Source organism: Parabacteroides sp. 20_3 (assembly GCF_964238835.1).
Classification (GTDB): domain Bacteria; phylum Bacteroidota; class Bacteroidia; order Bacteroidales; family Tannerellaceae; genus Parabacteroides; species Parabacteroides distasonis.
This window is the reverse complement of the sequence record NZ_CAXSNO010000008.1, coordinates 147,737-161,947: the sequence shown is the minus strand read 5'-3', so window position 1 is coordinate 161,947 and position 14,211 is coordinate 147,737. Positions and strand designations below refer to the sequence as shown.

The 14,211-nt window shown below is 48.1% G+C and carries 6 protein-coding genes; 1 reads left to right on the top strand and 5 read right to left on the bottom strand.

Going from position 1 to position 14,211, the window contains the following annotated elements; genetic code table 11:
- Positions 1-36 precede the first annotated feature (36 nt).
- A complete protein-coding gene (locus ACESPU_RS16705; protein ID WP_158532712.1) occupies positions 37-711 on the top strand; it encodes a bifunctional 4-hydroxy-2-oxoglutarate aldolase/2-dehydro-3-deoxy-phosphogluconate aldolase in 675 nt (224 codons plus the stop codon).
- Between the two features lie 32 nt (positions 712-743).
- Here the strand turns inward: ACESPU_RS16705 and ACESPU_RS16700 are convergent, their stop codons facing one another.
- From ACESPU_RS16700 to ACESPU_RS16680, 5 genes are all read right to left on the bottom strand, one after another.
- On the bottom strand, positions 744-2,345 hold the full coding sequence (locus ACESPU_RS16700; protein ID WP_122143862.1) for a RagB/SusD family nutrient uptake outer membrane protein: 1,602 nt from the start codon (positions 2,343-2,345) through the stop codon (positions 744-746).
- Between the two features lie 13 nt (positions 2,346-2,358).
- Positions 2,359-5,436 (bottom strand): TonB-dependent receptor, encoded by a 3,078-nt coding sequence (locus ACESPU_RS16695; RefSeq protein WP_122143861.1) that lies wholly within the window; start codon positions 5,434-5,436, stop codon positions 2,359-2,361.
- A 162-nt stretch (positions 5,437-5,598) separates the two neighbouring features.
- The gene (locus ACESPU_RS16690; RefSeq protein ID WP_122143860.1) at positions 5,599-7,737 is read right to left on the bottom strand and encodes an alpha-L-fucosidase; all 2,139 of its coding nucleotides are present in this window, start codon (positions 7,735-7,737) and stop codon (positions 5,599-5,601) included.
- Between the two features lie 162 nt (positions 7,738-7,899).
- Positions 7,900-11,160 carry a glycoside hydrolase family 2 protein gene (locus ACESPU_RS16685; RefSeq protein ID WP_227154464.1) on the bottom strand — a complete coding sequence of 1,087 codons (3,261 nt, stop codon included), beginning with the start codon at positions 11,158-11,160 and terminating at the stop codon, positions 7,900-7,902.
- 24 nt (positions 11,161-11,184) lie between these two features.
- A complete protein-coding gene (locus ACESPU_RS16680; RefSeq protein ID WP_122143859.1) occupies positions 11,185-14,070 on the bottom strand; it encodes a glycoside hydrolase family 2 TIM barrel-domain containing protein in 2,886 nt (961 codons plus the stop codon).
- Positions 14,071-14,211 lie beyond the last annotated feature (141 nt).

Genomic DNA, 14,211 nt, shown 5'->3' with positions numbered 1-14,211 from the left:
GATTAAATCATTCAATAATAAGAATCATAAAAACATATGGCTAGATTCAATCTGTTACAAACCATCAATATAGTGGTATCTACCGGAATCGTCCCGGTATTCTATCATAAAGATCCTGAAGTCGCGAAAAACGTGCTGAAATCCTGTTACGAAGGCGGCATACGTGTATTCGAGTTCACGAACCGGGGAGATTTCGCCCATGAGGTATTTTCTGAACTATCCAGATTCGCCGCCACGGAATGCCCGGAATTGGTATTGGGCATCGGATCAGTGGTAGAACCTGCCACAGCTGCCCTTTATATGCAATTAGGAGCAAATTTCGTTGTCGGCCCTTGTTTCAATCCCGACATAGCGAAAACATGTAACCGCCGAGGTGTTCCCTATATACCCGGTTGCGGATCGGTCAGTGAGATCAGCGACGCACAAGAAGCCGGTTGCGTTATATGTAAAATATTCCCCGCCGGAAATGTAGGTGGCCCCTCTTTCGTAAAAAACATCAAGGCCCCATTACCTTGGGCCATGATCATGGCAACCGGAGCGGTAGAGCCTACCGAGGAAAATCTCAAGAAGTGGTTCGAGGCCGGGGTTGTTTGTGTGGGTATGGGAAGCAAGCTCTTTCCGAAGGAAAGCATCCAAGAAAAAAAATGGGATGAGATCAGCCGACTCTGCGCAAACACGCTCTCGATCATCTCTTCCAATTTCACAAAATAAGTAGAGACGGGGCACGCCCCGTCTCTCTCTTATCAGTATCCCTCGTTCTGTACCATATTCTCATTCCGGTCTAGTTCCACTTGAGGGATCGGCAACAGATATTTACGAGCCGGTAAGAATTTACGTTCTTCCAGTATGATATAATTACCATTCCACGTCACCTCGCCAGTAGTAGAGTTCACCGATCCGTCCCGACAACCGATCGCCTGTCCATTCAATAACTCAGGGCCAAGGTCCCAACGTTTCAAGTCGAAATATCTCAATCCCTCGAAGGCAAGCTCCACACGACGTTCGTAACGCACGATTTTCTCTGTCAAACTCGTTACCGCCGGCATTCCGGAACGCTCGCGGATCGCATTGATATAGCGTAATGCTTCCTCTTTTCCCGAACCTGTTTTCAACGCACATTCGGCAAACGTCAAATACATCTCGGCCAAACGGATGACCATCGTGTTCACATCGTAATTGTTGGCATCTTCCACCGACATAGGATAAATATGCTTCTTTACTAACAACCCTCCGCGGGAAGCAGCGGCGTTCACATGATAATCATCATTCGACTGCCCGTTTATCAACTTATCCAATGGGTTATAGATACGTCCGTTGTACTCTTCTCCCGGGCACAAAACAATCTTTTTCAAACGAGGATCACGATCCTTGAAAGGCTTATTGTCATCATAGCCGGAACCTGCCTCATCGATAAACTTACCGTTTCGCATTTGGAAGGCTTCTACGAACGGCCATAAGGCATTCAAGGCAGACCAACCGCCTTCGATCGCAGGAAGATTCAATTGCGGAATCATGTTCTTATACTGATCCTTTATATATTGCACATCCAAAATAGACTCCTTGTTGGATGTTTCCGCCTCAGGATAGAAAAGAGTCTCGTAATCCGGGTACAACTCATAGCAACCCATAGCGATCACCTTAGCCGCATCTGCCTGAGCCTCGGCGTATTTCCCCAGATATAGCTCAAAACGAGCCTTCAACGCCAATACCGCCCCCTTGGTGATATGGCCACCCGACTGAATCTGGTTTTGCTCCGGTAGAGCGTTTTCGATAGCGGCCAGCTCTGTCAACACGAAATCGATCACCTCATTTTGTGGTGTACGAGCCATATTCGCCTCCTCAGCATTCGCGAATACCTTTGTCACCAAGGGTATATCACCATAAAACATAACCTTGTTGTAATAGTCGTAAGCCCTAAGGAAACGTACCTCTGCCTTATAACGTTCTTTCTTTGCCGCATCCATCTCTACGGCATCGATCTTCTCCAAGAAGTTATTGTATTTGCGAATACGGTCGTACGTAAACCATTCTGTAGCGAATTCGTCGATCCAAGGAGACTGATGTCCCGGAGCGGAAGTCGGCAGGATCTGCCCATTTCCTAACGCCTGATAATTATAGTCGAACTGCTCATAACCATTATCGGTAGCGGCATCCAGGAAAACGATATTCGTAGCGCTCTCCCAACCCCGGTAGCAACCGGTCAAGGCTCTATCCGCATCGGTTTCCGATTGCCAGAATGTAGCGTCCGATAACTGATCGGCTGGCGTTACATCCAAAAAACTGTCGCCACAAGAAACCAAGGCAAAAGAGAGCAGCGACATTCCCGTCATATAAAACTTATTCATTTGAGTATTCTATTTAAAATGTAACATCTAAACCTAACGTATAAATAGCGACTTGCGGATAAGAAGATCCCGCAGCACCATTAGGACCTTCCGGATCGAAGTCTTTCGGAAGCCCAGAGATCGTAAATAAATTCTGCCCACTGACATATACACGAGCACGTCCGATTCCCACAGATTTCAATAGAGATTCCGGCAAATTATAACCAACTTGCAAATTCTTCAAGCGCAAATAGCTCGCATTCATCGCCAAAAAAGAACTCATGACACGATTATGCGACTGATTGATCAACAAACGGGGGTAATGGCCTAAGCTAGTCACCTGACCATTCTCCACGATCGTACGGTCAAGATGCTTCTCCTGAGCATTCGCTCCATCGATAAATCCCCACATAGACTCGCGGTCTACCGTACGATATACATCGGCTGCACCTTGGAACGCAGCAGAGAGATCGAATCCCTTGAAACTCATGTTCAAGTTAAGTCCGAAGGTAACATTCGGAATGGTGTTACCTAGTACGACACGGTCTTCCGCATCTATCTTACCGTCTCCATTTTGATCCTTGAACTTCAAGTCGCCTCCCTTGACCAAGGAAGAATGAACCGGACTGCTGGCGGCCTCTTCATCCGACATAAAGATACCTATGCATTCATACCCGTAGAATGAATCCCACGACTCTCCCTCCATCCGGATCTTATCACCCTTGGAAGGATTCAAGTATTTCTCCACCTTATTCTTATTAAACGCCACATATGCGTCTACCCCATATTGGAAATCGCTCACGCTGTTCTGATGTCCGAATGAAAGTTCGACACCCCGGTTCCGCATAGCGCCGGCGTTAGAGACCGGAGCCTCCAATCCATAAATCAAGGTTACGGGAACCTTCGTCAGGATATTATCCGTATATCGATCGTAATAATCGGCGGAGAAAGAGAACAGGCCATTCTTCACGCTCAAGTCAAAACCCAAGTCAAACTCTGTGGTTGTCTCCCAAGAGATATCGGGATTGTTAGCCGCCGTTTGTGCAGCACCGTCAGAGATTGTTCCGTTAAACGGATAATTCTGTCCCAATGCGATCAACGCAATATATTGATAATCATCCATCCGATGATTACCCAACTGACCCCACGATCCTCTGATCTTTAAATTATCCAACCACTCGATCGACTCCATAAAAGCCTCCTCTGAAATACGCCATCCGGCAGAGAATGAAGGGAAATATCCCCAACGATTTCCACTGGCGAACTTAGAAGAACCATCCGCACGGAAATTAGCCTCCAATAAATAACGGCCGGCATAATCATAGTTGATACGTCCGAAATAAGAGCCAATATTCGAGTCGAGCGCTTTTCCCTCGTTGCTCCATCCATCCGTAGAACCGCCGTTCAGTTCATCCAGATCATTACTCGGGAAATTCTTCCGGTACGCCTTCGTTTGATGATAACGATACGACTCGCGAGAGACACCCAGCATACCTTTTATATTATGCGCCCCGATTTGCTTCTCATAATTCAATAAAGCCTGAAGGGTTACCGTCATTTTCCGCTCCCACATATCATTCACGCTATTCGGTCCCTGTACGGTTCCATTTCCATAACGAATCTCTTTGATATGGATTTTCTCTTCTTTCATGTCATAATCCACACCAGCTATCCCTTTCAAGGTAAGGCCCTCGATAATCTTCAATTCCGCAAAAGCACTCCCCAAAGCATGCACGGCTTGGGTAGTACCCTTTCCTCCCGCTTCCAGCCAAGCGATCGGGTTTCCGTCGATATGCCGTCCCCAAGAACCATCCGAGTATTTGTTTACGTACATATTTGGGATACGATTCGCTTGGCGAAAGAACTGTGCCAAATCGTCCGAGTTATTATAAGGAGTGGTAGGTACCGAGATATCCCGATACGACAAACTACTATTCACGCCGAAAGACAGACGATCGTTCACCTTGCTATCCAAATTAATACGGACATTGTAACGGTCATAGTCCGTATTCTTGGTCAGACCCAACTGGTCATAATATCCCAAAGAGACGGCGTAGCGTGTCGCTTCCGTTCCACCGTTCAAACTGATATTATGATTATGCGTGAATCCGCTACCTTGTAATAGCGCATCCATCCAATCCGTATTCGGATAATTGTCCGGATCGGATCCATCCCGGTATTTCTGTATATCTTCCGCAGAATAAGCGGGCGAGGCTCCCTCGTTCCTTAAACCCTCATTGTACAGCTCCGCATATTGTGCTGAGGAAAGATGTTTCTGGCGATTGATGTCTTTCTGGAATCCGACATATCCGTTGTAGGTAATGGAAGGTTTACCCGTCTTACCTCGTTTAGTCGTGATAAGAATCACACCGTTAGCCGCACGGGTTCCGTAAATAGAAGAAGCTGCGGCATCTTTCAATACGCTCACACTCTCAATATCATTCGGGTTGACATCATCCATGGAAGATTCCAATCCATCCACCAAGACCATCGGATCGGAATTATTCATCGTACCGATACCACGTATGCGAATTGAGGTCTTCTCACGTCCCGGCAATCCTGACGATTGAGTAATCGCCACGCCCGGCAACTTACCTTGCAACATACTGGTTACGTTCGTGGCAGGCATCCCCGACAACTTCTCAGAATCCACACTGCTGACAGAACCCGTAAGGTTCACTTTCTTCTGTGCACCAAAACCTACGATAACCACCTCTTCCAAGGCTTGTGAATCCTCTTTCAGTAAGATTGTAACCGAGGTCTTATTTCCCACCTCCACCTCTTGCATCACATAGCCGATATAAGAGATCTGCAAGACCGCATTCTCGGGGACTTGCAAAACAAAACGTCCATCCAAATCTGTTATGCTTCCTTGCGTAGTTCCTTTTATTACGACATTCGCTCCAATAATGGGCTCTCCCTTAGCATCTGTTACAACTCCCGTTAACTCTCTTTCTTGTTGCGAGTGGGTTACGCTCTCAACATCAAAACTCGTCCTTCCCTTTTCTGAGGCTTGCATCGCTCCCGTAGAGAAAGCGAGGGCAATAACAGCCGGCAGAAAATACTTTCCTGCGATCTTACAGGAAATGGCTTTTCCTTTTAATTTGTCCATAAATAAATTATTAGTTGTTCAACCATGCAAAATTCGGTATTTCGAACAACTAATAACTTATATTATAACCCTTTATACTTAAGCATTGCGGAATATATACTTAGGAAACGATGCACTAATCGGAACTCTCCTTTTAGTGGTTTCCCAATAAACCATTCCGGGTTAAAACAGATCGTATTCCATCAACTTCGAGTCGATCTCTCGATTCGCTTCCAAACGTACATACCGGGCCTTTACCGCTTCCGTGAAATGAAAGTTGCGGCGGGTCGGGTCATTCTTCAAATTACCGAACTCAAAAGCTCCGGCTGTTTTCCATGTCTTTCCGTCATCGCTGATCTTCACGGCTCCCTTCACGATCATCTGGACTTCCTTGTCCGATTGTGGCGTATAAGCCAAGCCGGACAATATGCGAGGCGTATCCAACCGGATGGTGACCGAGCGGGAATTATCAGTTTCTACTTTCCAACTCCTCTTGTCATATCCCAAGAGCGACTCACACACCTCACCGGAACGACCATTCAGTATGGCAACCGCTTTCACCTCACCGTTATCCCACACGAAAGGCTCCTTATATTCCGGAGAATTCTCGTCGGGCATCGTACCGTCAGTCGTATAATGGATCTTGAAGCCAGCATTTAAATCGCTAGCCATATCCTGCTCATACGTATTCCATTTGAAATCCTGGCGCAAGGTCTCAACACAAACCGCTCCCACCTCGTTCCTGCGCACGGTCAACCGCGGCGGACGCGACTCGTAATAATAGGCCGCTACCTCACTGATAGCCGGAATCAGACGTGACTCCAATATGCGCACCCTGAATTTGTCGGTTGTCACGTTCGGGAAACGGAGGATCCGTTTATAACCGATGTTAGTCGCCTCCACGATCTCTTTCCACTCGCCATTTACCCAAGCGTCAAGCGCATGTCTCTCCACTCGTTCACCATTGGTAGCGATCGCTTCTTGCAATATAAAGCGGTTCACGGTAACAGGCTTCGCGGTCTCTATGACAACCCCTTCGCCTCCTGCGATCACAGCACGGAAAGTGGTATCATCCTTATCCAACCATTCTTTCGGGCCATCCGCCTGAGCCAGCAGATCCGTACCGTACGTCTGACGGATACGCTTGCCTACCTCTTTCAATACGCTGACATCCTGCGCAGAGAAACGCCCCTCACGGTTGGGGGGGATATTCAACAAGAAAGTAGAGTTTCCACCTACAGCACGCTCATAGATATCGAACACGTCGTCCGCGCTTCTCACACGCTGGCGATCATCATCTCGGTAGAACCAACCCTCACGAATAGACGTATTAGTCTCAGCCTGTTGATAATGCAGATATTTTGCCTTGAGTAATTGTTCGCGGCTACCCAAATCCTCATCCGTCATGTCGGGGAAATAAGAGGTCGTGTCCGGATTTTCCGGGTAAGGGATGATATTCCATTCCGTATCACGAGTCCTTCCAGCCTCATTGCCACACCAACGAATATCCTCGCGGCCAAAGATCACGGCCTCCGGCGCTAACGAATGAATCAAGTCCTTCCAAGCCGAATATTTATATTGCTGGCCTCCCTTGCGCTTCGGGTGTGCCCCATCGAACCAGACCTCATGGATCGGGCCGTATTCGGTCAAGAGTTCGAATAGCTGGTTCATGAAATACTCATTGTAATCATCCAACTCAAACTCGAAAGTAGTCTTGTTTTCAAACGGACGCCCCGGCACCTCATGCGGAATGGTACGCTTGGTATACTTACTCAAATTACCATACAATCCCGTAGGACTTTCAATTTGGAACAAATCCGCCGGAGAAAGGTATACTCCCAGCTTCAAGCCATACTTTTGGCAAGAGGCGGACAAGTCCTTCAATACATCCCCCTTTCCATCCCGGAAACCGGTAGACATGATACCGTGCTTCGTATAACGGCTCTGCCACAAGACAAAACCATCGTGGTGCTTGGCGGTGAATATAACCTTCTTCATTCCCGCCTCTTTCATCGTCTCACACCATTGATCCGTATCCAACTCCTTCAAGTCGAATATACGAGGATCCTCCATACCATTTCCCCACTCCATGCGGGTGAACGTATTAGGCCCGAAATGGATAAAAGCGATAAACTCATCCCGTAAAGCCTCCAACTGATTGTCGGTAGGCACGATATGCGCCGCCTTCTCAATAATCATTTCCGGAGAGTCCGTAGCCTCAACCAGCATCGTTGGACGGCACTCCATGGTCAGTTCCGATTTCGGGTTGTCGGCACAGGCCGAAAGTAATAAGCAACCCAATACTAAATTCAAGTATTTCATTTATCAGTATATTTATTATTCTACTCTTACTAGGATCTCTCCCCCGATCCGTTCTCCTTTCCGAACAGGTTTCCGGTACGGATCGTAATAGGTACTCAGGAATATCTCATTTCCGGCCGTAACAAAGTCGGCAACCAAAAAGCGGATCTTGTCCTTCTCCAATCAAGAACGCCAATGTTGCCGGCCGTTAGAAGGAACGGTTATCTTACTTCCATTCATGCTTCTCAGCCCGGCATACCATATATTCCGACGTGTAGACCGGAAATCATTACTACCCAACTCATTATAATCCATACTCCAAGACCAAGCCGGTTCCGTATGCGGATCGACCTTCTTCGGAAGACCCTCATAAAACAGGCTGGCCTCACCTACCGGACGACTGATATGGTCGGAAGGATAGACACTCCACAACCCGTCACGACGCCAGAATGTTTGATCGAAAGAAACAGGAGCCTCGAAGACCAATCCCCATTGTCTCGGATTCACATCCTCAAGCGCATCAAAGGCATAAACGACCGACAGCTCACCATTCGCATTCACCTTCAAGTCATACGACCCGGCAAACTCCTTATACGCCCCTTTTACCTTTACCACCACATCATTTCCCTCTCGGACAGCATCTACTTTCTCAACTTTCCAATCAGAGCATAAATCATTAAACGCAGGCGTATTCGCATTATGATTCGGATAACACCCCCCACTGGTCAACGGCAACGCCATCAACCACGGCCCGCCATTCAAGACCTCTTTTTTCCCTTTCTTTACCGAAAGTATCTGACCGGAAATACGGCTGATCTCGCAAGTAAAATCCTTTCCGGTAATCATATAACGATCTTTTTTCTCTTTCAAGCGAGTCGGAACAGCCGCTAACACCTGCGACTCATTCTGTATCTGCCTTCCCACCGGAATCAGATACTCATCTGCCGTAAATCCGCGGGGATCCACGAAAGAGAGATAAAGCTCATTGGCCTTTTCCGGATGAACCGGCCGAACACGCAACTGCCCTTTCTCACCAGGTTCAAGATCAACAAAGATACTTCCTTTTTCTTCCCCATAGACCCAATTAACCTGCAATTCATTCAAGTTCGTATACGTGTACCGATTTTCCAGATCAATAACCAGTTCCTTGGCCGGAGATAATGTCTTTGTAGTCACACGAATCGGACTATAAATCTTTTTCATATCCCAATATTCCGGTTTCGGCCGACGCCAGCCATCAATTGGCCCCCAAGCGCCATAACCAACCGCATCACCGTTCGGTAACTGGAAGATGTCATCGATACCAGACCAAATGGAACCACCCAATACACCCGGAGTCTTATACATATTTTCCCATGTAGGAGCCAACGCTAATGCCCAATCGCTCCGGACACCGGGATCCGTCACCAACTCACTCCGATTATATACATTTAAGTGGCAGTATTCACCATAGGTCATCGGACGATCACTCTTCGCCGCTACCTTATACCCATCCGGCCCCGGATAATGAATATTGGAGATAGGAGCCGTGCTCCCCTGATTATTAAAGCCACCATATCCTTGATCGTGAAAGGTGAGCGGACGTGTCGGGTCCGCCTTTTCCATATACACCTGTACCTGCGCAAATTCCTTATTCCAATAAGACTCGTTCGCCATAGACCAGAAGATAATGGAGGGATGATTCCGGTAGAATTGGATCATCTCCATATTGACTTGCAATACATAGGGATAATATTTCTGTTCGCGGTAATCCAATACCTTCCAGTTCTCATTCGCATGATGGCCAAGCCAGCAAACCGGAGCCTCTACCTCGACAAACATCCCCAGCTCGTCGCACACCTCCAACATCTCCTCACAAGGTGGATAATGAGATGTACGGATGAAGTTACAGTTAGCGTCCCGATACAACTCAATATCTTTTCGTGCCAACGCCGGATTCATCACACGGCCTGTCAGCGGATGCATCTCATGACGGCACACACCTTTCAGCTTAACCGCCTTTCCATTTACTAGCATACGATTTCCTTGAATCTGGATCTCTCGGAAACCAAAGCGTTTCTTCACTTGCTCGACAATCTTTTCCGAAGTTCCCAACTCGACTTTCAACGTGTACAAATTAGGATGCTCGCTATCCCACTTTTTCGGAGAGGCAATCTTTCCGGTCAGCCAACCGCTCCAAGTAGATCCAGCCGCTATCTCCGGAATAGCCTGACTCAAAACGACCGGTTCACCCGATACCGAAAGACGAACCGAGAGATTCTTTTGCACATTCGCAGAAGCATTCGTTACCGATACATACACTTTCAATTCCGCATCCTTATATGCATCATCCAAATCCGTTACGATACGCAGATCGGACAAGTGAACCTCCGGAACGGCGAAAAGCGTCACTTTACGCGTAATCCCCCCCAATTGATGCGCCGCATATTGCGTCAAGCTACCCAACATATCAGCCAACGACTCACTACGAACCCGCAAAGCCAATACGTTCTCGCCGCTCCTCAACCCATTCGTCACATCCAGCTCGAAAGCTGTCATACCTCCCATATGGGAACCTATCTCCTTTCCATTCAAATAAACGACCGACTCGCTGGAAACACCATCGAAGCGCAACTTCACCCGTTTCCCGCTCCAATCCGCAGGCAAGGTAAACGTAGTCTGGTACCCCCCAAAAGCCGCGGAATCAACCTGAAAGCCCTGCATAGACCACTGTCCCGGTATCACGATTGGCTTCCACTCCTGCCCCATCTGTTTCCGCTCATAAAAATAAGTAGCGGGCTTCTCATTAAACGACCAAATCCCATTCAATGATAAGACCGGATTATATACGCCGGCTACCAGATGCGGCTTAATCGCATATATAGGCAACACCTTTTCGGCACAAACGGTCGTATCTACCGTATACGCTTGGATATGTACCAGATCCTTTTTCCGATCCCCCTCGAAAGGTTTCAGCGGAGCTGGGTTAGACGAATACAAATTCAGTTCCGAGACAACCGCATTATCGCCATTCAATGCCTCAAATACCAAGACTAACTGTCCATAAGCATAGGCTTTCTTAGGCAGGTCTATCACATATCGTCGCTCCACTCCTTTCTCAAGGACAACGGGGGCTTGTACCTCATTCCCATCGGCAACGACACGTTGCTCGCCGCGCTTATCAGCCAGATAGACAACTTCCATCTGGTAATCGGCCTGTATATCCATCTGGTCGAAAGCATAGATAAGCGTATTGCCAACGTTGATCGTTTTAGCCTCCTTACTCCCCGGAAAAGATTCCGGCAAGATACCATTCTCTCCCTTTATCAGAAAGGGCTGCGCATTATCCACACCGCAATCATTGGTCGCCACTCGTCGCAACCCCTTGTCTTCAGCCTGCAAGACAAAACAAAAGGAAAGTAGAAACCCGGCACAGAATAAAACTCTCTTATATCGATCGTACATACTTTTTATTACTTCATTATTTTATTATTTCAAGACAGAGCGTATAAACAAGAACTCTCCATTCACCCGCTCCCCATACTTCAACGTACGGTAAGCATATTCTATGTGCGGAGAAAGGAAGCCCTCCTTCCCTGCATTATTATAATCCGCAACCAGCATCCTCACCTTTTGCTTATCCTTCCAGCAACGGACCGATTGTGTACCGTCAGAAAGCACCTTCACCGAGATTCCCGATTTACGATCGGCTAACGTAGCCTCGTAAATATGCTCCTTGGTAGAGCGAAACATATTCGATCCCGATGCGGTCTGATCCAAACACCAATCCACGGACGGTTGCTTATCCGGACCGGCCATTCCGCTAATTGCCAACGACTCGTTGAATAACTCGGCCTTGCCCTCCAAGGCCCCTATATGGTTCTCCGGATAAACCGACCAATATCCTTTTCGTTTCCACTCGAGCTGCGTATAAGTAGCGGGAAGCGATAATACGACACCGATCTGGCGAGGCGAAACCTCTTTCAGTACCTTAAAGTCGTAAGCGATGGAAACCTCGCCCGTAGACAAGATCCGATAGCGCCACTCACCTTCCGCCTCCTGATATTGGCCTCTCACGACGATCTCGATCTGGTCCTCTTCCTCTCTCTTCTCAATGGAAGTAGCCACCCAGTTCGTACATACGGGATTATAAGGCTCGAAATCCTGCCCATCGCCCACCATCTGGATACCCCGTCCGGTCGAGTTAAGAGGCAACAACATCAATACCTGCCGGTAATCCTCCAGCAAGCCGTCCCGTTTGGAGACTTTATAAGTACCAGACAAGGAGGTCACCACGATCGCCTCAGCGGTTTCCTCGCATCGTATCGCTTGTCCCGCTTTCGGAGACAACGGACGCAAGCGATCCGGCTGGATCTTGAATTTATACTCATCCACCACAAAGCCCTGCGCCCCGGTAACAACCACCGACAAAAAAGACTCCTTCCGGGCCTTTTCCGGCAGATTGATTTCCAATACACCACTTTCCCGAGCCGCTATATCCGCAGTTACCGTACCAGACAGATTTCCGGCTTTCCATTGAATCTCGCAAGCGGATAAGTTCGTGAAATTATAGCGGTTCTCGACATCAAACATAACCTTTCCGTCCTTGTCCATATTCCCTCGAAGTTCCAGACGTACCGGGCTGTAGGCTTTCTTCATCCCCCAATACTCCGGTTTCTCGCGTCTCCATCCATCCAAGGGTCCCCAAGTGCCATACCCTACGGCTCGGCCTCCCGGAAGGAAAAACGTATCATCGATACCAGCCCATATCGCACCTCCCAGCACGCCCTCACTATGGTACATATCATTCCACATCCGATCCAGCAATTCGCCCCACATGCTCCGGACACCCGGATCTGCGGAAAGCTCGAAACGGTTATAGGCATTCAGATGACAAAATTCATCAAACACGACCGGACGCTTATAATTACGATACTTCTCCGGACCTTTCGGACCCGGGTAATGGTGGTTTGTCACCTCCAATTCTCCCTTATCCGCATCCGGGCCCCATTGGCTGAAAATACGCGGACGCGTAGGATCTATTCGCTTGACCACTTCGGCCGCACGTTTGAAGTATTCCGTATATAAATTAGACTCATTCCCCATCGACCACATAAGCACGGAAGGATGACTGCGGTTCAAGTTCACCATCTCGACATGCTGGTTGACCAATACGGCCTCCATTTTATCCTCCGGCACTTTCGTCTCGTGCGCCCAGCAAAAAGGAGCCTCTACCTCGACAAACATTCCCAGCTCGTCGCATGCCTCCAGCAAGGCCTCGTCGGGCGGATAATGGGAGGTACGAATGTAATTTACGTTGCCAAGACGGAAAAGCTCGACATCCTTTCTCCATAGACCCTCACTGACCGAACGTCCCCGCAGGGGCATCACCTCATGACGGCATACACCTCTCAATTTGATCGGCATGCCATTCACGAACATCCGATTCCCACGCACCTCGATCTGGCGGAAACCCACCTTCCGCGAAGTCTCGTGCAAAAGCTTGCCTCCATCGGTCAGACGGCAGGTAAGCGTGTATAAATAAGGATGCTCCGGATTCCATTTCTCCGGATTCTCAATATCAAAGGACACTTCCTTGCCCACGACCTTCCCCGCTTCGATAACCCCTACCGGATAGTGGTCTTGCGCCAAGCGAACCGTTTTTCCTTGGGCATCCCGCAGATGGAAAGATAAGCTTAACTCATTCCCAGAGGATACCGAAGCCTCATTCGCCAATTCGGTCTCTACCTTCAATACCGCTTTCGTATAAGTAGAGTCGAAAGCCGTAGAAACATGGAACATGGATATATTTCGCTCTGGCAAAGCGAACAAATACAGGTCACGGGTTATTCCTCCCAATGGATGAACCGCATAACGGGAGCCACTGGCCAAAGAATCCGCAACTGTCTCACAGACCACCGCCACATCAATCCGGTTCTCTTGCCCGAATCGAATCAACCCGGTCACGTCCGTCTCAAAAGCAGTAAAACCGCCTATATGATAAGCAGCTTCCTTTCCATTAATATATAAACGGCTCTCACTATAGATAGCATTACATCTAAGCTTGATTCTCTTGCCCTTCCATGCGGCCGGCACGGAAAAAGTCCGGCTATATCCCGCCGTCGCTCCCTTTTCTACCTCAAAGCCTTGCATGACCCATTCTCCGGGTACCTCTATCGGCTTCCAGTCATTGCCTAATGCGCCTCGCAGCCAAAAACGCTCGTCCGGCGACGTGTTAAATAACCACGTACCAGCCAGCCCGACCCGTTCTTTCTCAATACTCGAGGACAACGGGGATAAGCGAGGTACGACTGTCTCTGCCAAGGATAAAAAACGGATGGCAATAAAAAAGACTAAAATACTTAATGATCTCATGGTTTGTTTATTGTTAATTCTTTATGCAAAGATCTTAAAATTAGCATGAAGAACAGAGGATCCGCTTGCGAGAATATTAGCATATACGGAAAAGCCAGGAAAAGTTGTTGCACAAAACGGAACCTAATCATTCTCCGTAAT